This window comes from Bradyrhizobium sp. USDA 4474, assembly GCF_054057515.1.
Genome location: NZ_JBSRZJ010000002.1, coordinates 3,631,743 through 3,655,965 on the forward strand (window position 1 = coordinate 3,631,743; position 24,223 = coordinate 3,655,965).

A 24,223-nucleotide genomic window follows, 5' to 3' on the forward strand; every position below is an offset into this window, starting at 1 on the left:
ACATAGCACAATTCGGGTCGCCTTGCGCGGAGTACACACGGCGGAAACCGGCCTATCGCTTCGCCGCTTCCGTCTGCAGATCCGGCGCATTGACGGCGGGAATGGCGACGCGGCCGGGGCCGGTCACTTTGAGTGCCTCGGCGGCCTTTTCGTTCTGCATGATCTTGGCCATCACGGCCTGCCCCGCACGCTCGAAGATGGCACGATTCTCGATCACGAATTTTTGCGATCTGCGCAAGCCGTCGATATAGCCGTTGATCTCCGGCACGACGTACCGGGCGACCATATCCCAGCTCCGGCGGGTGGCTTCGGGATTGGCCCAGTCGTGCACGAAGCCGATGATGGCACCGACACCGCCCGACACCTCCATCACGTGCTTGATGGTTTTGACGAGATCGTCGGGCGTGCCGATGGTGGACGCGGCGTCCTCGACGAAGGCGGTCTTGTCCACGGCCTCGTCGGGCGAGGAGAATGCGGTGAGGCCCGGCCGTTGCAGCGTGCCGACGTTATATTCATTGTGCCAGCGCATGAGGCCGGCGCCGGCCTCCTTGCGCGCCTGTTCGCGGCTCTCGGCGATATGGAAAGCGAGCAGCACGCGCCAGTCGGCTCGGCTGACCGTGGTACCGTGCTTCCTGGCGGAGTCCTCGGCGAATTGCCATTGCTGTTGCAACGACATCAGCCCCTGCGTCGTCGTCGAGCCCAGCGAGATGATGCCGATGCCGTATTTGCCCGCCAGGGTCATGCCTGACGGCGAGATCTGCGAGGCCACCACGAACGGCATGTCTTCCTGCAACGGCAGGATCTGGAGCGCCGCGTCGTTCATCGTGAACCAGTCGCTCCTGGCGGTGACGCGTTCGCCGTTGAACAGGCGGCGGATCACGCCGATCGCCTCGTCCTGGCGGTCGCGCTGCGTCATCGGGTCGATGCCGAGCGTGTGCGCGTCCGACGCGAGCGCCCCCGGGCCGGAGCCGAAAATGGCGCGGCCGCCGGTCATGTGGTCGAGTTGCACCATGCGCTGCGCCACGTTGAAGGGATGATGATAGGGCAGCGACACCACGCCGGTGCCGAGCTTGATCCGCTTGGTGCGCTCGCCCGCCGCAGCCAGAAACATCTCCGGCGAGGCGATCATCTCCCAGCCGGAGGAATGATGCTCGCCGCACCAGAACTCGTCATAGCCGAGCGCATCCAATTGCTCGACCAGGTCGAGATCGCGCCGGAACTGGAGCATCGGATGTTCCCCGATCGGGTGATGCGGGGCGAGGAAAGCTCCAAATTTCAGGCGCGCCATGGCGTTGTCTCCGGCTGTCTTTTCTGTTTGTTGAGGCAAAGGCTAGTTGGTGGCGCACGCGAACGCAATCGCGCGATGTCCCGCGCAGCGGAATGCGGGCATGTCCTACCTCAGAGGTAATCGCGACACCGTGCGCGGTCTGGAATGATCGGGCGGCCATCATACCGGGGCCGCGCGAAATGCATCAGACCGTCACGAAGCCCGTCGATACGACCCGCCGTTGGTGGGTGCTGGCGATCGTCGTCGCCGCGCAATTCATGTTCGGCGTCGACGCCTTCGTCGTCAACGTCGCGATCCCGACCATCGCCGTGGATCTTCGTGCCACGCCGGCGCAGATCGAATCGGTCATCGCGATCTATCTGATCGCCTATGCGACGCTGGTCGTCACCGGCGGTCGCCTCGGCGATATCCATGGCACGAAGAGCGTGTTTCTCGCTGGTGTGCTCGGTTTCGGCCGCGACCTCGTTGTGGTGCGGGCTGGCGCTTTCAGGCACGGAGCTGATCATCGCCCGGCTGGCGCAGGGCGCGACCGCGGCGCTGATGGTGCCGCAGGTGCTGGCGACGCTGCATCTCTTGTTCACCGACGAGTCGCGCAGCCGCGCCTTCGGCATCTACGGCATCGCGCTCGGGCTCGCCGGCGCCGCCGGCTTCCTGCTCGGCGGCCTGCTGGTCACGATCGATCTTGCGCATACCGGCTGGTGCTCGGTGTTTTTCGTCAACGTGCCCTGTGGCGTCGTCATCGCCGCGGCCTCCTGGTGGATCATGCCGTCGGTGCCGCGCCGCGCTGGTACAAGGCTCGACATCCGCGGCAGCGTGGTGCTGTTCGCAGGATTGCTGTGCCTGATCGGGCCGCTGCTGTTCGGCCACGATGTCGGCTGGGCGTGGTGGCTGTGGGCGGTGATGGCGATCGGCGGCGGGATCCTGTTTGTCTTCATCAAGCTTGAGCACGCGGTTGCCCGCGCCGGCGGCATGCCGCTGATCGATCTGACGCTGCTGGCGGATGCCCCTTTCCTGCGCGGCCTGGGCGCCGCGTTCTTCTTCTTCGTCGCCAATCTGTCGTTCTATCTGGTGATGACGCTCTTCATGCAGCGTGGCCTGAAGATTGCGCCGCTTGCCGCGGGCCTCGCATTCATTCCGCTCGCGCTCGCTTTCGTCGTGGCCTCGCGCCACAGCGGCGCGCGGTCGAAGCATCGCGGCACCAAGGTCCTGATCGAAGGCTGCGCGTTGCAGATCGCAGGCCTCGCCGCGCTTGCGCTTGTTGCGGGCTCCATCAATGCTCCGGCCCCGGTCCTGCTCGCGCTCATCATGATCATCTTCGGCTACGGTCAGGGCCTCGTGATGGCGCCGCTGTCAGGCGCGGTGCTCTCGACCGTCAAGCCTGTCGCGGCAGGCTCGGCGTCCGGTCTGTACGGCACCATTGCGCAGATCGGAAATGCGGCCGGAGTGGCCGCAATCGGCGCGGTGTTCTTCGCGATCGAAGCGCTGCAATCAGCGCGTGCAGCTTTCCTCGTCTCGCTCATTCTATTTGCCGCGTTAATCATGACGTCAGCCGCATTCCTGACGTGGATGCGCCGCGCATGTGCACGAAGTTGAGGCGCTAAGGTTAATACCTGCGGATTCCTGCGGGATTCGGCGCGTTTCCGGATTGAGCGACAGCACACGGGCTTTTCATTTTGCACCGCAGCAACTATCTGGTCTGGGTAAACGTTGAAAGCTGCCCACCAGGAATTTGCCGTGTCGCTTGCCCGCAATGTCGACTTCTTGAGACGTCTGCCGAGGTTGGACGGTCTGCGCCTGCCTGATTTCGGCGCAGGCGCCGGCAGCTCCAGCCCGCTGGAAGAAGTGACCGGCTTCGGCGACAATCCAGGCGACCTGCGCATGTTCGCGTTCGTGCCGGCGCAATTGCAGAAGCCGCACGCGCTCGTCGTCGTGCTGCATGGCTGCGGCCAGACGGCGGCGTCTTACGATCTCGGTGCGGGCTGGTCGACGCTCGCGCGTCACTATGGCTTTGCGCTTGTGATGCCCGAGCAGCAGCGTATCAACAACGGCAACACCTGCTTCAACTGGTTCAATCCCGAGGACACCGCACGCGACAGCGGCGAGGCGCGTTCGATCCGCGAGATGATCGCGCATATGGTCGCGACGCAGCGCATCGATCCCCGGCGCATCTTCATCACCGGCCTCTCCGCCGGCGGCGGCATGACCTCGGTGATGCTTGCGACCTACCCGGAACTATTCGCCGCCGGCGCGGTCATCGCTGGATTGCCGTATGGTATCGCCTCGAATCTGCGCGAGGCGCTCGACGGCATGTTCCATTCGCCTGAGCGACCCGAGCGAGAGCTCGGCGACTTGGTGCGGCGGGCCTCCAACCATCGCGGGCCCTGGCCGAAGATCTCGGTGTGGCATGGCAGCGCCGATCGCACCGTCAATCCCGGCAATGCCAACGAGATCGTCAAGCAATGGCTCGACTTGCACGACCTGCCGATCACGCCGATGGCCGAGACCAATGTCGACGGCTATCCGCGCCAGTCCTGGTGGAACAAGGACGGCGAGACGCTGGTCGAGTCCTACGCCATCACCGGCATGGCCCACGGCACGCCGCTTGGGCTTGCCGACAACGACCAGCGCTACGGCGTCGAAGGTGCGTTCCTGATCGAGGCCGGCATCTCCTCATCCTATCACATCGCAAAGTTCTTCGGTCTCACCGGTTGGATTCAGGACGCGAAGAAGGCGGACGCAATGCCTGCGCCCGCACGCTCGGCCGCCCCGCATCTCGCCCGCACCATCCGTGTGAAAGTCGCCGAAGAGAAGGCCGAGGCGACGCGCGACCAGGGGCGCGGCTTCGATCTCGGCCAGATCATCACGCGCGCGCTCACGGCCGCGGGCTTGATGAAGTAGCGCGCCGGTTGCTCACATCTCGCCGGTGATGAACGGATTGGTCATCCGCTCCTGGCCGATGTTCGAGCCGGCGCCGTGGCCGCAGATGAAGCCGACATCGTCGCCGAGCGGCAGCAGCTTGGTCTTGATCGAGTTGATCAACGTGGCGTGATTGCCGCCGGGCAGATCGGTACGTCCGACCGAGCCGGCGAACAGCACGTCGCCGACATGGGCAAAGCGCAGAGCCTTGTTGAAGAACACCACGCTGCCCGGCGAATGGCCCGGGCAATGCAAAACATCGAATGTCAGGCCGCCGATCGACACGCTGTCGCCTTCGCTGAGCCAGCGGTCCGGCGCGAAATTGCGCACGCCGGTCATGCCGAAGCGCGCGCCGCTCTCGACCACGTTATCCAGCAGAAACTTGTCCGCGGCATGCGGGCCTTCGATCGGCACCTTCAGCGCATCGCGCAATTCCGCCGCGCCGCCGACATGGTCGATATGGCCGTGGGTCAGCCAGATCTTCTCCACGCTGACGCCGGTCTGCTTGATCGCCTCGAGGATCTTCGGCACGTCGCCGCCGGGATCGATGACCACGGCCTTCTTGCCGGGTTCGTCCCAGATGATGGTGCAGTTCTGCTCGAACAGCGTCACGGGGACGATGATTGCGCCGGCCTTGGCCTGTCGGGTGTCATTTTGCTCGGTCATGGCCGCACAATGCCGATTTTTGCTGCGCCGCCAAGCAAAATAGTGGTGGGGGACCATTCGGAACAGAAGCCGGGAAGGTCACACGGCCGTCCCAATTCGCTTGCCAGTTTGAACCGGGGCGTTGCTGCCGCGTTCTCCCGCGCGAGACGCAGATTTGGATGGTCTTTCCGGCATGGCACAGGGCAGCGATATCTGGTGGCGCGATGGCATCTTTTATCAGATCTATCCGCGCTCGTTTCAGGACAGTGATGGCGACGGCGTCGGCGATCTCGCCGGCATCCTGCGTCGATTGCCTTACGTGAAATCGCTCGGCGTCGACGCGATCTGGCTGTCGCCGATCTTTCCGTCGCCGATGGCCGATTTCGGCTACGACATTTCCGACTATACCGGCATCGAGCCGCTGTTCGGCACCATGGCGGATTTCGATGCGCTGCTCGCAGCCGCGCATGACAATGGTCTGAAGCTGATCCTCGACCTCGTGCCGAACCACACCTCCGACCGGCACCCCTGGTTCGTCGAGAGCCGCGGCTCGCGCGATAATCCCAAACGCGACTGGTACATCTGGCGCGATCCGGCGCCCGGTGGCGGCGTGCCGAACAACTGGCTGTCCGAGTTCGGCGGCAGCGCGTGGCAGTTCGATGAGGCGACGGGCCAATATTATTACCACGCCTTCCTCGCCCAGCAGCCCGACCTGAACTGGCGCAACCCGCGAGTTCGCGCCGCGATTTACGACGTGATGCGGTTCTGGCTGGAGAAGGGCGTCGACGGCTTTCGCGTCGATGTGATCTGGCATCTGATCAAGGACGCGGAATTCCGCGATAATCCGCCGAACCCGCGATATGTCGAGGGCCGGCCGCCGAACGAAAAGATTCTCACGCAATATTCCACCGACCAGCCGGAGGTGCACGATGTCATCGCCGAGATGCGGCGCGTCACGGATGCCTATGCCGCGCGCGTGCTGATCGGCGAGATTTATCTGCCGCTGCACCGCCTGATGGCCTATTACGGCAACGATCTCACCGGCGCGCAGATGCCGTTCAATTTCGCACTGCTCTCGACCTTCTGGAGCGCGCGTTCGATCGAGAAGATCATCGAGGAGTATGAGAAGGCGCTGCCCAAAGGCGCCTGGCCGAACTGGGTGCTCGGCAACCACGATCGCCCGCGCGTCGCCAGCCGTGTCGGGCCCGAGCAGGCCCGCATCGCCGCCATGCTGCTGCTGACCCTGCGCGGCACGCCGACGCTTTATTACGGCGACGAGATCGGCATGCATCAGCTCGCGATCGCTCCGGAGGATGTTCGCGACCCCTTCGAGAAGAACGTGCCCGGCATCGGCGTCGGCCGCGATGGCTGCCGCACGCCGATGCAGTGGGATGCGTCGCAGTTCGCCGGCTTCTCGGACGTGAAGCCGTGGCTGCCGCTGCCGGAGGATCATGTTCACGAGAACGTCGTCAATCTCGAGGCCGATACGCGCTCGATCCTCAGTCTCTACAAGCGGCTGATCGCGCTGCGCAAGAGCTCGGCGCCGCTGGTCGCCGGCAGCTATTATCCGATCGCCGCGCAAGGCGATCTGTTGATCTATCGCCGCGAAGCCGAGGGCAGGGCGCTCATTGTCGTGCTCAATCTCGGCCCCGAGCCGATCGCAGTCACTACCAGCGCCATCAGCCTCGGCAGCGAGATTTTGCTCTCGACGTTCCTCGATCGTGAGGGCGAGCGGCTGGAAGGCGTGCTGGATTTGCGGGGCAATGAGGGCGTGGTGGTGGTGCCGCCAAGCTGAACGAGGGAGTACGGTGCCAGCGTCATTCTCCACTGTCGTCCCGGACGAGCGAAGCGCAGATCGGGGATCCATACCCACAGGGAGAAGCCTGGCGAGGAGTCGGAGTTGCCGGCCGCCCCAAATTCCTCCCTATCCCCGCGTTTCGCGGGGATGACAGCGGCTTGTAGTGCTACCTCCGGCGCCCGTTCACTCTCTTTCCGTCCACATCGCTCCGCTTCAGCAGATAATCCAGCCCGCCGACGCGGTACCAGCGATAGCCATAGGGCTCCAGCACGACGCGGTGCCGGCCGCGTTTGTCGGCATGGCTGTGGTCTTCGGCGAGCAAATTGATCAGGTCCTTGCCGGCGCCGCCGGGCAGACCCACCGAGAACGCGATCTCGCGCGGCTTCTCGTCGAGATTGTGCACGAACAGCACGGAATTGTTGCGCCAGTCATAGCGGATGATGAACACGGCGGGGTCGCGTGCCGGGATCACCGTGAAATCGCCCCAACCGATTTCCGGCACCTCCTTGCGCATGCGGATGATGCGCTCGGTCCAGTTCAGCATGGAGTTGGGATCGCGCCGCTGCTTGGCGACATTGACGTGCGGGTAGCCGTACGGCCCCTTGTCGATGACGTGGGTCGCCGGCTTGTCGCTCTTGGTGAAGCCGCCATGCGGCTCGGTCGACCATTGCATCGGCGTGCGCGCGCAATTGCGCTCCGGCAGCGAGAGATCGTCGCCCATCGCGATCTCGTCGCCATAGCGGATCACGGGTGTTCCCGGCAGCGTGCACATCAGGCTGTAGGCAAGCTCGAGCCGCCGGCGATCGCCGCCGAGCATCGGCGCGAGCCGGCGGCGGATGCCGCGATCGTAAAGCTGCATGTCCTTGTCGGGGCCGAACGCCTTGAACACGCAGTCGCGCTGCGCCCTGGTGAGCCGTCCGAGATCGAGCTCATCGTGATTGCGCAGGAACAGGCCCCATTGCGCGGAGGCGGGCCGCGGCTTGGTCGCTTTCAGCGCCTTCGCCAGCGGCCGCGAATCGGCGGAGGCCAGCGCATAGAACAAGTGCTGGTTGACGTGGAAGTTGAACATCATGTGCATGCGGTCGGCGTCCCTGCCGAAATACTCCATGTCGGTACCGGGCAGCACATTGGCTTCGGCCAGGATGATGGCGTCGCCCTCGCGCCATTGCAGGAATTCGCGGAAGGTGCGCAGCATGTCGTATTGCTCGACCGGCGTCTTCACCTTCGCGCCCTTGGTCGCGATCACGAAGGGCACGGCGTCCATGCGGAAGCCTGAGACGCCGAGCTGGATCCAGAAGCCCATGATCTTCAGAAGCTCCGCCTGCACTTGCGGGTTGGCAGTGTTGAGATCAGGCTGGAAATCGTAGAAGCGATGGAAGTAGTAGGCGCCTGCTTCCTTGTCGCGTGTCCAGGTGGATTTCTGCACGCCGGGAAACACCATGCCCTTGTTGGCGTTCGCAGGCTTCTTGTCCGACCAGACGTACCAGTCGCGGTAGGGCGAATTCCGGTCGCGCCGCGCTTCCTTGAACCAGTGATGCTGATCGGAGGTGTGGTTGACGACGAGGTCGATGATGACGCGGATGCCGCGTTGCTTGCAGCCTTGCGCGAACTCGACGAAATCGCCGAGCGTGCCATAGCGGGAATCGACGCTGTAATAATCGGCGATGTCGTAGCCGTCATCACGGCCGGGCGAGGTCTGGAACGGCATCAGCCAGATCGTGGTGATGCCGAGCCCGTGCAGGTAATCGAGCCGGCGCTGCAGGCCCTTGAAGTCACCGATGCCGTCGCCATTGGCATCCATATAGGTGCCGACGGAGAGGCAATAGATGATGGCGTTCTTGTACCAGAGATCGTCGATCATGGGTCGCAGCCTCGGTGGTTCCGCCGAGGTGCGGCGGCTGCGTGATAAGTTTTGGGCACCAACGCGGTTCCGCATTCCCTCGTCCTGGCTTGCGCCGGGACGACATTGAGGGGGGAATCGGCTACTTTCCCCCAATGGACAACCCCGCCCGCAACATCGCCCTCGTGCCGCCGCCGGATCGTCGTCAATCAGAAACGGCGCTCGCGATCGCGCGCGGCACGGCGCGGCTGTTGCGTTCGCTCGGGTTTTCCTGCATCAGCGAATTGCCGTTGCCGTCTGGCCGGCGCGCCGATCTGGTGGCCTTGAACGAGCGCGGCGAGATCTGGATCGTCGAGATCAAATCATCGGTCGAGGATTTGCGCGCCGACCAGAAATGGCACGCATACCGCGCCCATTGCGACCGCCTGTTCTTCGCCTTCACGCAGGATCTGCCCTGCGAGATTTTTCCTCAGGACACCGGCCTGATCATCGCGGATGCCTATGGCGCGCATCTGCATTGCGAGGCGCCCGAGCACAAGATCGCAGCTGCAACGCGCAAGCAGATGACGGTGCGGTTTGCGATGGCAGCGGCCTTGCGGATCAATCGACTGGTCGATCCGCAGGGCCACGCGGATTTCTGGGAATAGCGGCGCCGCAAACGCAGCTGCCGTAGGGTGGGTTGGCCGAAGGCGTAACCCACCACTTTCGCGACCGAGGATATGAAAGAGGTGGGTTACGCTTCGCTAACCCACCCTACGAAACCCGTTACCTCGGCGCGCGCTTGGCCAGAATTCGCTGCAACGTCCGCCGGTGCATGTTGAGGCGGCGCGCGGTTTCCGAGACGTTGCGGTTGCACATCTCGTAGATGCGCTGGATGTGTTCCCAGCGCACGCGGTCGGCGGACATCGGATTTGCCGGCGGCTCCGATTTTTCATCGCTGGTCGAGAGCAGCGCGGCGACGACGTCGTCGGCATCCGCGGGCTTCGAGAGATAATCGATCGCCCCCATCTTCACTGCAGTGACGGCGGTGGCAATGTTGCCATAACCCGTCAGCACGATGGCGCGGGCCTCGGGGCGCTTCTTCTTCAGCGCGGAGACGACATCGAGCCCGTTGCCGTCGCCGAGCCTGAGATCGACCACGGCGTAGGCGGGTGCGGACTTGCCGATCTGCGCCAGACCATCCGAGACCGTGTCACATGACGTCACCGCAAAGCCGCGTGTCTCCATGGCGCGCGACAGGCGCTCCAGAAACGGCTTGTCGTCTTCCACGATGAGAAGCGAGCGGTCGGTCTGTTCGTTCAGCTCAGTGATGGCGTTCAAGGTTTTGTCCTCTCTCCTGCGCATCTCCATATGGCGTCGCAATCAGGCGGTGCCAAGGCCGCCAATAGTCGACCGGGCCTCGCATGCGACGCAAGGTCGCGGCCTATCCTATTGTTTCCTCGAGGCTCTCGATAGCCTCAAAACGCCGGCGCGGCCACGCGATCTGGACCACTGCACCGTGGTCCGGAAAGGTCCTGTTGGTAAACGAGACCTTGGCGCCGGTGCGTTCGAGCAGTGTGCGGGCAATGAACACGCCGAGCCCGAGGCCGCCGCCGGCATCCTGGGTGCGGCGCCGCGACAGGTAAGGCTCGCCGATGCGGTTCATGAGATCGGGCGGAATGCCCGGGCCGTCATCGGAAATCATGATCTCGATGGTGTCGTTGTTCCACCACGCATTCACTTCGACCGTGGTATGCGCGAAATCGACGGCATTCTCGACGATGTTGCCGACACCGTAGAGCACCGCGGGATTGCGCGATCCGACCGGCTCGGTCGCGGCGGCCACCGCGATCCGGACCTTGATGTCGACGCCGAAATCGCGGTGCGGCGCCACCACCTCCTCGATCAGCTCGGACAATTTCATGCGGTCGAACGGCGCGCCGGCCGAGGAGAGCTGCGTGATCTTGCTCAATATGTCGCGGCAACGTTGCGTCTGTTCGCGCAGGGTCTTGAGATCAGCGGCAAAGCTCGGGTCCTTCACCGTCTTCTCGAGCTCGCGCGAGATCAGGAAGATGGTGGCGAGCGGCGTGCCGAGCTCATGCGCGGCGGCGGCGGCGAGACCGTCGAGCTGGGTCAGATGCTGCTCGCGCGTCAGCACCAGCTCGGTCGCGGCGAGCGCGTCGGCGAGCTTGCGCGCCTCCTCGGTCACCTGGAACGAGTAGAGGCTGGTGACGCCGATCGCGAGCACGATCGAAAGCCAGACGCCAAGGAGATAGATCGGCGGCAGCACCACGGGATCTTCGGAGTCCCAGGGCAGCGGGAAATGAAAGAAGAACAGGATCGAGGCGCAGGCCACGGCCAGAAGGCCGAGGGCGAAAGTGAGCCGGGCCGGCAGCGCGGTAGCCGAGATCAAGACCGGCGCAAGGAACAGGAACGAGAACGGGTTCTGCAATCCGCCGGTGAAGAACAGCAGGCCCGCCAGTTCCAGGATGTTCAGCGCCAGCAGCGCGGCCGCATGGATCGGCTCCAGCCGCCGCATCGGATTGATCGCGGTCTGGAGCACCAAATTGAGCATGGCCGACAGGCCGATGATGCTGACACAGGGGACGATCTCGACCTCGAACTCCAGCCCCTGCGCCACGATGAAGATTGCGGCGAGCTGGCCCAGCACCGCGAGCCAGCGCAGTCGCAGGATGGTGTCCAGGCGGATGTGACGTTGCGAAGGACGGAAGTCGGAAGCAGCGGTCTCGGTCATCACGGTCAATCTAGCGATGTACGTGTCCGATCACAAACACGCTTGTCCCATGTCCATGCCAGTGCGATCGCATATGGTGTGCATCATATGGCGGCATCGGCGGCCGGCTCCCTCTCCCGCTTGCGGGGCAGGGTTGGAATGGGGTGTCTCCGCATCGGGATTGCGGAGGATGTCCCCGCGTGGCTCACCCGCCGTGCTCTGCGAGCACGTCGGCCTCTCCCGCAAGCGGGAGAGGCGGAGCAAGCCCGAAGAGTCGTGAAATCCATAGGCGATCACCGTGCAGTCCACGGAACGGAAGTCTCGGACGTCAAGTCTTGCGCTCCACCGCGCAATGGCGGAAGAACGCCTCCAGCATGACCGGGAATGACAACGCTTCAAGCCCGCCGACTGTCGCGGATGACATTTCGTCCGCGGCCATCGCGGTCGATCGCCTCGTCAAGGTCTACAAGCAGACCCGCGCGGTGGACGGTATCTCCTTTTCGCTGCCCCGCGGCAGCATCACCGGGTTGCTCGGCGGCAACGGCGCCGGCAAGACCACCACCATCGCGATGATCATGGGGCTGGTGCTGCCGACCTCCGGCCGCGTCCGCGTGCTCGGGCATCGGATGCCGGAGGACAGCGCGGCCGTGCTGGGGCGGATGAATTTCGAAAGCCCCTATGTCGACATGCCGATGCGGCTGACGGTGCGCCAGAACCTCACGATTTTCGGCAAGCTTTATGCGGTCAGGCACCTCGCCGATCGCATCACGAAGCTGGCCGACGACCTCGATCTCAACGACTTCATCGACCGCGCCAACGGCAAGCTCTCGGCCGGACAGAAGACCCGCGTCGCGCTGGCGAAGGCGCTGATCAACCAGCCCGAACTGTTGCTGCTGGACGAGCCGACCGCCTCGCTCGACCCCGATACGGCCGACTGGGTCCGTGGCCATCTGGAGCGCTACCGCAAGGACAACAACGCCACCATCCTCTTGGCCTCGCACAACATGCTCGAGGTCGAGCGGCTCTGTGACCGCGTCATCATCATGAAGCGCGGTCGCATCGAGGACGATGATACGCCTGATGCCATCATGGCCCGTTACAACCGCACCACGCTGGAAGAGGTGTTCCTGGACGTCGCGCGCGGGCGGGTGAACGGCGCAAAGGAGGGGGCGAGATGAGCGAACTGTCCCTCCACGGCGGTATTTCCGTGCAGCGCATCGGCGCGATGATCCTGCGCTACTGGTATCTGCTGATGTCGTCCTGGCCGCGGCTGCTCGAGCTGCTGTACTGGCCGGCGCTCCAGATCATCACCTGGGGCTTCCTGCAGCTCTACATCGCGCAGAACGCCAATTTCTTCGCGCGCGCCGGTGGCACGCTGATCGGGGCCGTCATTCTCTGGGACATTCTGTTCCGCGGCCAGCTCGGCTTTTCCATCTCGTTCCTGGAGGAGATGTGGGCGCGCAACCTCGGCAACCTCATGATGAGCCCGCTGAAGCCGATCGAGTTTCTGCTCTCGCTGATGGCGATGAGCCTGATCCGGCTCGCGATCGGCGTCATCCCGATGACGCTGCTCGCGCTGATCTTCTTTCACTTCAATGTCTACAGCCTCGGCCTGCCGCTGATCGCCTTCTTCTGCAATCTGATCTTCACCAGCTGGTCGGTCGGCATCTTCGTCTCGGGGCTGGTGCTGCGGAATGGCCTGGGCGCCGAAAGCATCGTCTGGACATTGATGTTCGGAATCATGCCGCTCGCCTGCATCTATTATCCGGTCAGCGTGCTGCCCGGCTGGTTGCAATACGTCGCCTGGTCGCTGCCGCCGACTTACGTGTTCGAGGGGATGCGCGCGCTCCTGATCGAGAACACTTTTCGGACCGATTTGATGCTTGAAGCGTTGGCCATCAACGCAGGTCTTCTGGTGGCTTCTTTCGGGGCATTCCTTGCCCTGTTGCGCAGCGCCAGGAAACACGGCTCGCTGTTGTCGGGTGGCGAATAACCTCACTTTCCCGTGGATTTAGTTCGATTTGGTCGCTTCGCCCCCGTAGATGTACGGAACCATGCATTGACGCAATATTGCGCATTCGGCAGTATGCTGCGATGCGAAGAGGATTTTATCATGCCGATTGGTGAGTTTGGCGGCGCGCCGCCCCTGGCAGCAGAAGGCAGCCCGGTCCTGACCACGCCGATGTACTGGATGTACGAGATGGCGCAGGCCTCTCTCAATCCGGCACGTGCGGTAACCGATGCGACCAAGCTTCTGTTTCAGAATCCGCTGAATCCCTGGGCGCGCACCGAGGTCGGCAAGTCGGTGGCCGCGGCCTGCGAATTGTTCGAGCGCACCACGCGCCGCTACGGCAAGCCGGAATGGGGCCTCGACGACACCGACGTCAACGGCACCCGCGTCCCCGTCGAGGTTCGCTCGGTCTGGGAAAAGCCGTTCTGCCGATTGCTCTACTTCGATCGCAAATTCGCCCGCCCCTTGCGCAGTCCGCAGCCGCGGGTGCTGATCGTGGCGCCGATGTCCGGTCACTACGCGACGCTGCTGCGTGGCACGGTCGAGGCCTTCCTGCCGGCGCATGAGGTCTACATCACCGACTGGGCCGATGCCCGCATGGTGCCCTTGAGCGAAGGCCGCTTCGATCTCGACGACTACATCGACTACGTGATCGAGATGCTGCATGTGCTGGGCGGCAACACCCATGTCATGGCGGTGTGCCAGCCCTCCGTCCCCGTCGTCGCCGCCGTCTCGATCATGGAAGCGCGGCGCGATCCCTTCGTGCCGACCTCGATGACGCTGATGGGTGGTCCGATCGACACCCGACGCAATCCGACCGCAGTGAACAATCTTGCCCAGCAGCGCGGCATCGATTGGTTCCGCAATCACGTCATCACCAAGGTGCCGTTTCCGCATCCGGGCATGATGCGCGACGTCTATCCGGGTTTCCTGCAGCTGAACGGGTTCATCAGCATGAATCTCGACCGGCACATGGACGCCCACAAGCAGCTCTTTGCCAATCTGGTGAAGGGCGACGGCGACCTCGTCGACAAGCATCGCGAGTTCTATGACGAATACCTCGCGGTCATGGATCTCTCGGCCGAATATTATCTGCAGACGGTCGACACCGTTTTCGTGAAGCACTCGTTGCCGAAGGGCGAGATGATGCATCGTGGAACTCGCGTCGATCCTTCCAAGATCACGCGCGTCGCGTTGATGACGGTGGAGGGCGAGAACGACGACATCTCCGGCCTCGGTCAGACTGAAGCAACGCACGGATTGTGCAGCTCCATACCCGATCATCGCCGCGTTCATTACGTCCAGAAGGGTGTTGGACACTATGGCGTGTTCAACGGCTCGCGCTTCAAGTCGGAGATCGTGCCGCGGATTCACGACTTCATGGTCTCGGCTGCGAATCCGACTTCATTGCAGGCGCTTGCGGCGGAATAAGCTCTGATTTCGGCTTTCCCGTCGAAATCAGGGGTCCTCTCGGCGGCTCCGGGAGGGTCAGGTTTCCGCCAGATTCGCGGTATTTAGGTAGCGATGTAGGAGTGAGTCAATCCTCACCCCTTGCGGGCGCCGCATGCATCCGGCGGGGGAGAAAAAAGCCGGTTCCAACCCCAGTCTGTAGGGTCTCCGGACTGTAGAACCCCTGTATATTGGGCAAATGATTTGTTTTTGCGCCGAGCACTTTCCCTGGCGGCGGTTATGGCAGAATCCGGGCGATCTCCTGCTCCCTGGACTGACAGACATGGCCACTCGCGCGCTCCTCTACCGTCGGCCTCACGAACCGAAGACCCTCGTCATCACCCATGGATCGCAATTCTTTGCGATAAGGCTGCGCAGGCATCGCCGTGCGCGGCGTTACACGCTCAGAATTCATCCGAGTGATCGCGAAGCCATCCTCACCATCCCACCCCGAGGCACGCTCGCTGAAGCCAAGGACTTCGCGCAGCGTCACGGTGCGTGGATCGCGGCACGTCTCGGTCGTTTGCCGAAGGCGGCGCCGTTCCAGCCTGGCACAGTGATACCGCTCCGCGGCGTTTCCCATCGCATCGTGCATCGCGCAGGCAGCCGCGGCACCGTGTGGACCGAAATTCGCGACAGCGGCGAACGCATTGTCTGCGTCGCCGGCGGTCTCGAGCATGTCGATCGCCGCATCAGCGACTTCCTCAAGCGCGAGGCGCGCAAGGATCTGCAGCGTTCGGCGGAGACCCATGCCGCCGAGCTCGGCGTCAAGGTGAAACGGCTCTCGATCCGCGATCAGTCGAGCCGCTGGGGCTCCTGCACCTCGGCCGGCTCACTGTCGTTCTCCTGGCGCCTGATCCTCGCCCCACCCTACGTGCTCGACTATCTCGCCGCGCATGAGGTCGCCCATCTCGTCGAGATGAACCACTCCGCCCGCTTCTGGCGTGTCTGCGGCAAGATCTGTCCGTCGATGGAGCGCGCCAAGAAGTGGCTCGACACGTACGGCAATGACCTGCACCGGTACGGGGTCGAGGATTAGGCCCTCTACCCATAAACCCAGCGGCCTGATGCGACGAAGGCTACGTCCGCTTTGCCCGTCACGACGAAGCTCGTGCGGCATCGCAATATCCAGCGATGGGCCAATACAGGACCTTCGCGGAGAACCGACTATTTGGCGCAGCCGGTGATGTTCACTTCACCAAGTGGATGGCCGGATGCAGCGTGCCCAGCACTCCGATCACGGCAAAGATCGCAAATCCTAACGCGCTCTCGATGAGCGTGTTGCGTGTGAGCGCCGCAAGCGCGTTGGTATGCGGCTCGGTCTTCGTGACCGATGCGAGCTGAGGCATCAGCCAGAACCGGTTGACTACGGCCAGGCCGACCATGAGCACGAAGACCGCGATCTTGAGGAGCAGCAATTGTCCATAGTCGGTCACGAGCAAAGCGTGGAACGATCCGACGAGAACCCACGCATTCACGATTCCCGATGAGATCAAGGCAGCGACGCTGATCATGCCGAGGATTGAAAACCTGCCAACGGCGTCAAGTTGCACGGGTCCCCACTCGGAAGCCGAACGGCGCCCGCCCGACTGCGAACAGAATTGAAAGGCCAGACAGGCCTCCGATCCAGGCCGAGGCGGCGACCAGATGCAGCACGTCGGCGGTGAGGTGCAGACTCCCTAATTCTCCCGGCGTCGAGCCGGCGTGCCCGGTCCAGGCGATGGCCCCGACCAGCCCCAACGCAGCCAGGATCGCAAGCAAACGCGACAGGACAAACTGGTTGACCACCAGCGAGGCCGCCAGCAGGAGCGCCAGCATGGCGCGGACTTCCGAGACCAATCCGAATTGGGTCTCCGTGGCGACGGTGAGCATCGCGCCCGATCTCAACGCGTCTGCGCCGGCAAGGCCCGTCATCGACATGGCCTGAAGGACAAACCAAACGAGACCGGTCACGACTGTGACAGCGAGCCCTGTCCAAGTGAGCGCCGCGATGCGGGCTCGGACCATGGTATGGCCAGCCGGTGACGACCGTAGTGCAGGTTCGACGACGAAGGCACGAAACATCACCACGCCGGCCGTTATCGCCGACGCGGCGAAATGGATTGCACGGGTGACCACCATCGGACCGTCAATCCCCGCCTCGAACCAACTCATCGAATTTCCCGCTGGCGTTACTGGCCGACCTGGAAGGTGAAGTTGCCCTCTGTGGTGTGCGTATCCACGGAAAGCACATGCCAGTTCACGCGATAGGTTCCTGCACCCCCGGCACGCAGCGAGATTGACATCTGCTCGCCGCTAACGCGGGGTTTCCCGCTGTCGACGCGCTCACCGGCCGCATTCGTCACAGTGACGCTCGAGAAGGCGGGCTCCAGCTTCTGGGTGAACCAGAGGGTCACCTCTCGCGGGGGGCTTGCGACCTTGTTTCCGACGCGCGGTTCGGCGTGGTCCAGAAAGGCATGCGCCTGCGCGGCGCTGGTTGCCAGCACAAGCAAGAGCGGAGTGATTCCAATCAAAGATGAGCGTTGCATGGTCAATTACCTCGGAAACGGGCTGGCGGGCTGGACCGCGCTGCCGAACAGCGGCTTACCGATCCCATGCGGGTCGATGTCGTCGAGGTAGTAGTGCAGTTGCGCGATGACGCCGACATTGCTGCCGCTCTGCCGGTTGATCGGGATCAGCGCCTCGATGCCGAACTGGAAATAGGTGCCGGCCCAGATCACCCCGGGATTGATGGTGCCCGTCGTCAACCTTCCCGAAGTCAAGGTGTTCGCGACCGGCGTCTGCAAGTTGGCCTCGACCAGCGGGATCAGGTGATTAAGGAAATCCGGCAGGCCGAGATCAACCACGGCGGATTTCAGATAGGGCATGCTGTATTGAATGCTCCCGCCCCAGTTCAGCACTCGCGGGTGGAACTCGGTATCCATGGTCTGAAAACCGGTGTCGGGATCGATGCCAAAGGTCGTCGTGAAGTTTCTGGCCGGAATCGAATAGCCCACCTGACCGGTGATCGCGACCGGTCTGATCCAGGACAGCGTGTCCGGCAGATCGCCGAGCCCTTTGCCGAAATAGATGTTCGGCACGTAGTGATTGAACGGCTCCGCGCCGACGGTCGAAGACCCGGTCCCGCCCCATTCCACGCTGAGCCCAGCCGACAGCACGAACTCATGGTCGGCGTTCTTGAACACCCGATACTTGAACGTGGTGTCGAGATTCTGGAAGCCGTTGGCTCCGGGCACCGTCGGATCGATCGGACCAAGGAAGGTGTAGGTCGTGCCAAACGATATCGCGAAATCCTCGGTGATCCGTTTGGCGAACTCGCTGGACACGTCGCGCTGCCTGACCGGCGGAACGTCGCCGGTGTGGAAGCTGTCGACGGTCGGTAGCGCCAGCTCGTCATTGACGCCGGGATCGTCGATGGTCAGCGTGGCCGGAAAGAAGCGATTGCCGACGATCTCGTGGGCGGTGCTTCCAGAAAGGGGAACGAGCGCGATGGCGAGCCCTGGCAAGGCTGCACGCGCATAACGGATAAGCATGGGAATCTCCGCAAGCGTTGATGCGTAAAGGTCTCAGCGGCCAGTGGCCGCGCGGCTTTACGGCAGAAACGGCGGTGCACGCGCCTGGGCCTCGGAAGCTGTTCTCGAACCGGAAGCGCCCAGCGCGAAATCCTGCCAGGCGACCTGGCTCGTCGGGCGATCGATCACGATCGCGCTTGATATCTGTGGGGTGTCGATCGGCGCGCCGGTCTGGAGCACGCTGCAAGCAGCGCAGCAGCCATCGTGCGCGCGGTGGCCAGTCTGATCGTCCTGCCCGGCCCCGTCTGTCGGACCACCGTGGCAGATGATCGCGTCTGCAACTGGATCGGAGGCCGTAAAGCTCGCCGCCCAGCACGCGCCGATCGGCGCAAAGATCTGCACCAACAGGGCAATCAGGACTATAGGTAGAAAGTTCTTCAGCCGTCGGCGCATCGGTTCACCCTGCGGCAATCTATCGCAACGGAGAGCTGCCGTCGAGGTGAGCGATTCGATAACCCCGCCTACTGTGCATGGGGTTGTTTTCGCGTTTTGTTTTAGGGCCTATCGATTTCCACCAAACAGCCGGTCCATCAGCCAGCCATCAAGCCCGGCAGCCGCTTCCGGCCGTGCATTGACATTGGTGCGCGTCGGCAGCGGCGGCGCGCGATAGCCGCTCGTGCCGACCGGCGCCGGTGCAGGTCCAGGTGAATATCCGGGCGCGGCCGCTGCCTGTATCGGCGGCGACACCTGCGAGGAGACCTGCACGAGGTTCGACGGCCCCCAATTGCTTTGCGGGTTCGGCAGGGCCACCCCCTGCACGCCCTCGTGCGCGGCGCGCATGAAGCGGGTCCAGACTTCGACCGGAAGGCCGCCGCCGGTGGTCTTCTTGGTCGGCGAGTTGTCGTCGTTGCCGAGCCAGACGCCGGTGACGAGGTTCGCGGTGTAGCCGATGAACCAGGCGTCGCGGTAATCCTGGCTGGTGCCGGTCTTGCCGGCCGCCTGCCAGCCCGGGATCTCGGCCTTCTTCGCCGTGCCCGAGATCAGCGTCTCCCGCATCATCGTGTTCATCATGCCGACGTAACGAGGCTCGATCACCTGGCTGTGCTCGTCGGCAGGCCGCATGTAGAGCAGCTTGCCGTCGAGCGTCTTGATCCGCGTCACGACATGCGGCACCGCCGCAAAGCCGCCATTGGCGAACGGCGCATAGGCGCCGACCAGCTCGAGCACGGAGACTTCGGAGGTGCCGAGCGCGATCGAGGCGTTGGGCTCGAGCTTCGAGGATATGCCGAGCCGGTGCGCGGTGCGCACCACGTTCTTCGGCCCGACCTCGAGGCCGAGGCGGATGGCAACGGTGTTGAGCGACATCGCCAGAGCCTGCGTCAGCGTCACCGGGCCGAAATATTCATGCGTGTAGTTCTCGGGCTTCCAGCCCTTGACCTCGATCGGCGCGTCCTGGCGGATGGTGTCGGGCGTCAGGCCCTGCTCCATCGCCGTCAGATAGACGAACGGCTTGAACGAGGAGCCCGGCTGGCGCTTGGCGTTGACCGCCCGATTGTACTGGCTCTCGGAATAGTTCCGCCCGCCGACCATTGCGCGCACCGCCCCGTCGGGCGTCATGGCCACCAGCGCGCCCTGGCTGACATTGAACTTCACGCTCTTGGCCGCAAGCTCGTCGATGATGGCGCTCTCCGCCACGGCCTGGAGCTTCGGATCGATCGTGGTCTCGACCTTGATGCTGTCGTCGATCTGGCCGACCAGATCGTCCAGCACCTCGCCGATCCAGTCGGCGATGTAATTGACGGTGCCGGCGCCGACAGGTTTCACATTGTAGGAGGGATGGCCGATCGAGGCCTGGGCCTGCGCTTCGGTGATGAAGTTGGCGTCCGCCATCGCCGCGAGCACGACCTTTGCGCGCGCTTCCGCGCCTTCCGGATTGCGGTTCGGCGCCAGGCGGGACGGCGATTTGACCAGGCCCGCCAGCATCGCGGCTTCCGCGATCGTGACGTTCTTCGCCGGCTTGCCGAAATATTTCTGCGCGGCGGCCTCGACGCCGTAGGCGCCGGAGCCGAAATAGACGCGATTGAGATAGAGCTCCAGGATCTCGTTCTTGGAGTGCTTGCGCTCGAGCCAGATCGCGAGCTCCGCCTCCTGCAGCTTGCGCTGCACGGTGCGCTCCTGGGTCAGGAACAGGTTCTTGGCGAGCTGCTGCGTCAGCGTCGAGCCGCCCTGCGAGACGCCGCGATGGAGCACGTTGGTGACGAGCGCGCGCAGGATGCCGACGGGGTCGACGCCGAAATGCGAGTAGAAGCGGCGGTCCTCGATCGCGATGAACGCCTTCGGCAGATAGGGCGGCAGGTCCTTCAGCGACACGTTGGCGCCGGCCATCTCGCCGCGCTGCGCGAGCAGGCTGCCGTCCATGCCAACGATCTGGATGGTCGGCGGGCGTTTGGGAATTTCAAGCGACTGGATCGGCGGCAGGTGCGCGCCGACCCAGATCACGACGCCGATCACGGCGATCACGCCCCACAGGCTCAGCACGACGCCCCAATAAACCAGGCGCCCGAGGCCCGCGCTGATGGATGATTTCGAGCGGCGCTTCCCGCCGCTGTTTTTGGCCGGTGCCTTGCGCTCGCGCGGCGGCTCGTCGTCGGCAGGTTCGCTTTTGCGCTTGTTGGGCTTTTTCGGCTTGTCGTCGCCGGCGTCGGGAATGCGGTCGGCCGCCGTGAGGCGCAGATCGGCGAGCGCCGCGGGCAGGCCGAACAACGGCTCCTTCCGCCCCCCCTTTTTCTTTGCCGACCCCATACGCAAAACGCCCGGTCACCCCGCCCCGCTCCCACGCTAGCGACCGCTGTTTAAGGCCCGGTTACCCCGTGCTTAATGTCTGGTTAGGAGATGAGGCATTCCCCGGCCGCAGTTCCGCTGGTTCTGCCGCGCAGCTAGGATCGCAGCCACAAAGAAGAGGGAACACGCATGGGCCACGTCGATCCGACCAAGGAAATCTTTGCGCAATTTCGGGACAACGACCGCCCCGGCCCGATCCACATGCTGAACCTGGTGCGGCTGCGCAAGGAGGCGGCCTATCCCGATGGCAGAAAGGCGAGCGGCGCGGAAGCCTATGCGGCCTATGGCCGCGAGAGCGGCCCGGTGTTCACGCGCCTCGGCGGCCGCATCGTCTGGCAAGGCCGGTTCGAGCTGATGCTGATCGGACCGCAAGACGAGCGCTGGGACCACTGCTTCATCGCCGAATATCCCGGCGTCGCCGCCTTCGTCGAGATGATCCGCGACCCTGTCTACCGCGAGGCAGTAAAGCACCGCCAGGCTGCGGTGGAAGACTCCCGGCTGATCCGCCACTCCGTGCTGCCGGTTGGAAAGAATTTTGGAGAGATACCGACCTGAGTCTCGTCATGGCCGGGCTTGACCCGGGGCATGCAGCCTTCTCCCGCCTCCAAAACGTGGATGCCCGGGGCAAGCCCGGGCATGACGTCGTTGTGGCAATGTTTTCGAGAACTAACCCGCCGGACTCGAATCCTCCAGAATCGGGCCGAACAGCTCCCACCGCTCGCCATTGAACTTCATCATCTGAAGCTGCTTGTTGACGCGATAGTCGGTCGGCGAGGTGTTGGCCTTGATGCCGGGCAACGCGGTGTCGGTCGCAAAGTCCTTCAGTGAAGTGGCCTGCTTCATCACGTTCTCGCGGGTCAGGTCGTCGCCGCACTGCTGCAGCACATGCACCAGCAACTGCGCGGTGCTGTAGCCGTAGGTGTTGAAGTTCGAGTCCTTGTCGCCATCGGGATAGTACTTCGCCATGAAGTCGAAATACTTCTTCAGGCCCGGATCGTCCTTCCAGGTCGGATCGAGTGGTTCCTTGCCGTAGTTGACGCTGATCAGGCCCTTGGCGGCATCAAGGCCCGCCGGCTTCAGCACGGCGCCGACCGAGGTGGCGTTAATGTCGACGATCTGGGTCGGATGCCAGCCCATTTCAGCGATCTTCTTGATCGCCTGCGCAGCCTGCTTCGGCGTTGTCGCGCTGAAGAACAGATCGGCGCCGGCATCCTTGATCTTGAGGATCTGCGAATCGACCGTGGGGTCAGAGACCTCGTAGGACGCCTCGGTCACGATCATCTTGGCGGCCTTGTCGCCGAGGCCGGCCTTGAGGCCATTCAGATAGTCCTTGCCGAGGTCGTCGTTCTGATAGAGCACGCCGATCTTGGCGTCCGGATGCTCCTTCAGAATGTACTGACCGTAGATACGGCCTTCGACGAAGTAGTTCGGGTTGAATCCCATGGTCCAGGGGAAGTTCTTCGGATCGGTGAACCTGGAGGCACCGGTCGCCGCAAACAGCTGGGGCACCTTCTTGGAATTGAGATATTTCTGCACGGCCGCGTTCACGGGCGTGCCGATGATCTGGAAGGTCAGGAGCACCCCGTCGCTCTCGACCAGCTTGCGGATCTGCTCCACCGCCTTCGGCGGCGAATAGGCATCGTCATACTGGATCAGATTGATCTTTCGGCCGTTGATGCCGCCCTGGTCGTTGATCATCTTGAAATAGGCGGCCTGGGTCTTGCCGATCGACGAATAGGCCGACGCCGGTCCCGAGAACGGCATGGTCTGTCCGATCTTGATCTCGGTGTCGCTGGCGCCAGGATCGTATTTCTTCTGGGCATTGGCAGCGGAGACCGATAGCGCCAGGGTCAGCGACGCTGCCGTGGCCAGATGCAGGATTCCGTTCCTCATTCGCGATTCCCTCAGCTTGTTATTGCAGACGGTCTGCCGGGCGCACTGTGCCTCCGACGCCATCGCTGGGGGAGAGTGTGGAAGAGTGCCTGCTGCAAGGCAAGGTGGGGAAGCGCTGACCGTTCGTAGGGTGGGACACATCAATCGGACGGTCATTCGATGGCTCAATTAACTTGTTCCTCCTGGCGGAATTTCCGGCCGACGGTCTTTTCCCGCTGGTTACAACGGTCGCTATCGCTGCCGAAGCGTGTGGCGGACGGGCAGGCCGCGCCCGGGGATCGCGGCGTTGCGCCGTCTCAGGGCTTGGGCCGAGAGTTCAGGTTCAGGCCAAGAACAAGGCGGCCAGTGCGATCGCCGCCGGCAGCGCCTGCACGATCAAGATGCGCGGACTGACGGTCGCCGCACCATAAGCGCCGGCCACGATCACACAGGCGAGGAAGAACAGCTTGATCTGGAATGCGAAGGCCGGGTTGCCGTGGACAACGCCCCAGATCAGGCCGGCGGCGAGGAAGCCGTTATAGAGCCCCTGATTGGCGGCCAGCACTTTGGTGATCGCGGCCTTGTCAGGCGTATTGCGGAATGTCTTCAGGCCAAGCGGCTTGTCCCAAAGGAACATCTCCAGGAGCAAGAAATAGGCGTGCAGCGCGGCGACAAGCGCCACCAGACAATTCGCGACCAGAACCAAGTTGAGCTCCCCCAAAAGCGTCAGCTTTCGGGTGGACCTTAGCATATCAGGCGTGGCAAGTGCGAAACGTGTTTCGCTGCAATGGTGTCGCGATGGCCGCTCGCTCGACCAAAACCCCTGAAAGCTTCGGCCTCGACCGGCTGGTGACGCCGATCGGGATCGCGCTGCTCGTCACCGATAGCGCAGGCGCGTTGCGTGCGCTCGACTGGGATGACCACGAGCACCGCATGCGCGAGCTGTTGCGCCTGCATCATGGCGCCGTGAACCTGCTTGATCGACCTGCGCCGACCGACATGAAGACCGCGCTGTCAGCTTACTTCGAGGGTGATCTCGGTCAGCTCCTGCGCGTCGAATGGCGCATCTCCGGCACGCCATTCCAGCAAAAGGTCTGGACCGCACTCGCGAAGATCCCTGTAGGCACGACGATGAGCTACGGGGCGCTTGCGGCGAAGATCGAAATGCCCAAGGCTATCAGGGCGGTCGGCCACGCCAACGGCTCCAATCCGATCAGCGTGGTGCTGCCCTGCCATCGGCTGATCGGCGCTGATGGCTCGTTGGTGAAATATGGCGGCGGTCTCGAGCGCAAACGCTGGCTGTTGCGGCATGAAGGGGTGGAAGTCTGAGCCGATAGC

22 protein-coding genes and 1 pseudogene are annotated in these 24,223 nt (G+C 63.5%); 10 read left to right on the top strand and 13 right to left on the bottom strand.

Features of this window, described 5'->3' with window-relative positions; genetic code table 11:
• Window positions 1-52 precede the first annotated feature (52 nt).
• Window positions 53-1,288 carry an LLM class flavin-dependent oxidoreductase gene (locus ACVW16_RS19045; RefSeq protein WP_456736657.1) on the bottom strand — a complete coding sequence of 412 codons (1,236 nt, stop codon included), beginning with the start codon at window positions 1,286-1,288 and terminating at the stop codon, window positions 53-55.
• A 179-nt stretch (window positions 1,289-1,467) separates the two neighbouring features.
• On the opposite strand from ACVW16_RS19045, the pseudogene ACVW16_RS19050 reads away from it, so the two are divergent.
• Both ACVW16_RS19050 and ACVW16_RS19055 read left to right on the top strand, forming a co-directional pair.
• Window positions 1,468-2,881 (top strand): annotated as a pseudogene (locus ACVW16_RS19050) (MFS transporter).
• 141 nt (window positions 2,882-3,022) lie between these two features.
• The gene (locus ACVW16_RS19055; RefSeq protein WP_456736655.1) at window positions 3,023-4,186 is read left to right on the top strand and encodes an extracellular catalytic domain type 1 short-chain-length polyhydroxyalkanoate depolymerase; all 1,164 of its coding nucleotides are present in this window, start codon (window positions 3,023-3,025) and stop codon (window positions 4,184-4,186) included.
• A gap of 12 nt (window positions 4,187-4,198) precedes the next feature.
• On the opposite strand, the gene ACVW16_RS19060 is transcribed toward ACVW16_RS19055, so the two are convergent.
• Window positions 4,199-4,870, bottom strand: a complete 672-nt coding sequence (locus tag ACVW16_RS19060; RefSeq protein WP_456736654.1) for an MBL fold metallo-hydrolase — start codon at window positions 4,868-4,870, stop codon at window positions 4,199-4,201.
• Window positions 4,871-5,042: 172 nt separating this feature from the next.
• On the opposite strand from ACVW16_RS19060, the gene ACVW16_RS19065 reads away from it, so the two are divergent.
• On the top strand, window positions 5,043-6,644 hold the full coding sequence (locus ACVW16_RS19065; protein WP_456736653.1) for an alpha-amylase family glycosyl hydrolase: 1,602 nt from the start codon (window positions 5,043-5,045) through the stop codon (window positions 6,642-6,644).
• 169 nt (window positions 6,645-6,813) lie between these two features.
• Here ACVW16_RS19065 and ACVW16_RS19070 read toward each other — a convergent pair whose 3' ends face one another.
• Complete coding sequence (locus ACVW16_RS19070) at window positions 6,814-8,508, bottom strand: alpha-amylase family protein (protein ID WP_456736652.1); 1,695 nt, start codon at window positions 8,506-8,508, stop codon at window positions 6,814-6,816.
• A 134-nt stretch (window positions 8,509-8,642) separates the two neighbouring features.
• Here ACVW16_RS19070 and ACVW16_RS19075 point away from each other — a divergent pair, with 134 nt between their 5' ends.
• Complete coding sequence (locus tag ACVW16_RS19075; RefSeq protein ID WP_456700689.1) at window positions 8,643-9,134, top strand: MmcB family DNA repair protein; 492 nt, start codon at window positions 8,643-8,645, stop codon at window positions 9,132-9,134.
• Window positions 9,135-9,252: 118 nt separating this feature from the next.
• Here ACVW16_RS19075 and ACVW16_RS19080 read toward each other — a convergent pair whose 3' ends face one another.
• Entirely contained in the window at window positions 9,253-9,807 is a 555-nt protein-coding gene (locus ACVW16_RS19080) for an ActR/PrrA/RegA family redox response regulator transcription factor (protein ID WP_456700690.1), read from the bottom strand.
• Window positions 9,808-9,910: 103 nt separating this feature from the next.
• Window positions 9,911-11,221 carry an ActS/PrrB/RegB family redox-sensitive histidine kinase gene (locus ACVW16_RS19085; RefSeq protein WP_456736651.1) on the bottom strand — a complete coding sequence of 437 codons (1,311 nt, stop codon included), beginning with the start codon at window positions 11,219-11,221 and terminating at the stop codon, window positions 9,911-9,913.
• A 353-nt stretch (window positions 11,222-11,574) separates the two neighbouring features.
• On the opposite strand from ACVW16_RS19085, the gene ACVW16_RS19090 reads away from it, so the two are divergent.
• The 4 genes from ACVW16_RS19090 to ACVW16_RS19105 all read left to right on the top strand — a co-directional run bounded on the left by ACVW16_RS19090 (window position 11,575) and on the right by ACVW16_RS19105 (window position 15,699).
• Window positions 11,575-12,378, top strand: a complete 804-nt coding sequence (locus tag ACVW16_RS19090; RefSeq protein ID WP_456736650.1) for an ABC transporter ATP-binding protein — start codon at window positions 11,575-11,577, stop codon at window positions 12,376-12,378.
• Window positions 12,375-13,193, top strand: a complete 819-nt coding sequence (locus tag ACVW16_RS19095; RefSeq protein ID WP_456700692.1) for an ABC transporter permease — start codon at window positions 12,375-12,377, stop codon at window positions 13,191-13,193. The genes ACVW16_RS19090 and ACVW16_RS19095 overlap by 4 nt, the downstream gene beginning before the upstream one ends.
• 120 nt (window positions 13,194-13,313) lie before the next feature.
• Window positions 13,314-14,642 (top strand): polyhydroxyalkanoate depolymerase, encoded by a 1,329-nt coding sequence (locus ACVW16_RS19100; protein ID WP_456700693.1) that lies wholly within the window; start codon window positions 13,314-13,316, stop codon window positions 14,640-14,642.
• A 217-nt stretch (window positions 14,643-14,859) separates the two neighbouring features.
• Complete coding sequence (locus ACVW16_RS19105) at window positions 14,860-15,699, top strand: M48 family metallopeptidase (protein ID WP_456736649.1); 840 nt, start codon at window positions 14,860-14,862, stop codon at window positions 15,697-15,699.
• Between the two features lie 151 nt (window positions 15,700-15,850).
• Here the strand turns inward: ACVW16_RS19105 and ACVW16_RS19110 are convergent, their stop codons facing one another.
• From ACVW16_RS19110 to ACVW16_RS19135, 6 genes are all read right to left on the bottom strand, one after another.
• On the bottom strand, window positions 15,851-16,174 hold the full coding sequence (locus ACVW16_RS19110; RefSeq protein ID WP_456802385.1) for a CopD family protein: 324 nt from the start codon (window positions 16,172-16,174) through the stop codon (window positions 15,851-15,853).
• 28 nt (window positions 16,175-16,202) lie between these two features.
• Window positions 16,203-16,814 carry a hypothetical protein gene (locus ACVW16_RS19115; protein ID WP_456802386.1) on the bottom strand — a complete coding sequence of 204 codons (612 nt, stop codon included), beginning with the start codon at window positions 16,812-16,814 and terminating at the stop codon, window positions 16,203-16,205.
• 17 nt (window positions 16,815-16,831) lie between these two features.
• Window positions 16,832-17,188 (bottom strand): copper resistance CopC family protein, encoded by a 357-nt coding sequence (locus ACVW16_RS19120; RefSeq protein WP_456700696.1) that lies wholly within the window; start codon window positions 17,186-17,188, stop codon window positions 16,832-16,834.
• A gap of 6 nt (window positions 17,189-17,194) precedes the next feature.
• Window positions 17,195-18,193: a hypothetical protein gene (locus ACVW16_RS19125; protein WP_456736648.1), complete on the bottom strand. Its 999-nt coding sequence runs from the start codon at window positions 18,191-18,193 to the stop codon at window positions 17,195-17,197.
• Between the two features lie 57 nt (window positions 18,194-18,250).
• Window positions 18,251-18,625: a DUF2946 domain-containing protein gene (locus ACVW16_RS19130; protein ID WP_456736647.1), complete on the bottom strand. Its 375-nt coding sequence runs from the start codon at window positions 18,623-18,625 to the stop codon at window positions 18,251-18,253.
• Window positions 18,626-18,733: 108 nt separating this feature from the next.
• Window positions 18,734-20,974, bottom strand: coding sequence for a transglycosylase domain-containing protein (locus ACVW16_RS19135; protein ID WP_456736646.1), 2,241 nt, complete (start codon window positions 20,972-20,974; stop codon window positions 18,734-18,736).
• 168 nt (window positions 20,975-21,142) lie between these two features.
• Between ACVW16_RS19135 and ACVW16_RS19140 the strand changes: the two genes are divergently transcribed.
• A complete protein-coding gene (locus tag ACVW16_RS19140; RefSeq protein WP_456700700.1) occupies window positions 21,143-21,568 on the top strand; it encodes a DUF1330 domain-containing protein in 426 nt (141 codons plus the stop codon).
• Between the two features lie 111 nt (window positions 21,569-21,679).
• Here the strand turns inward: ACVW16_RS19140 and ACVW16_RS19145 are convergent, their stop codons facing one another.
• Complete coding sequence (locus tag ACVW16_RS19145) at window positions 21,680-22,906, bottom strand: ABC transporter substrate-binding protein (RefSeq protein WP_456802387.1); 1,227 nt, start codon at window positions 22,904-22,906, stop codon at window positions 21,680-21,682.
• Between the two features lie 322 nt (window positions 22,907-23,228).
• A complete protein-coding gene (locus ACVW16_RS19150; RefSeq protein ID WP_456700702.1) occupies window positions 23,229-23,636 on the bottom strand; it encodes a DUF1304 domain-containing protein in 408 nt (135 codons plus the stop codon).
• Between the two features lie 47 nt (window positions 23,637-23,683).
• Between ACVW16_RS19150 and ACVW16_RS19155 the strand changes: the two genes are divergently transcribed.
• Entirely contained in the window at window positions 23,684-24,214 is a 531-nt protein-coding gene (locus ACVW16_RS19155; RefSeq protein WP_456738258.1) for a methylated-DNA--[protein]-cysteine S-methyltransferase, read from the top strand.
• Window positions 24,215-24,223 lie beyond the last annotated feature (9 nt).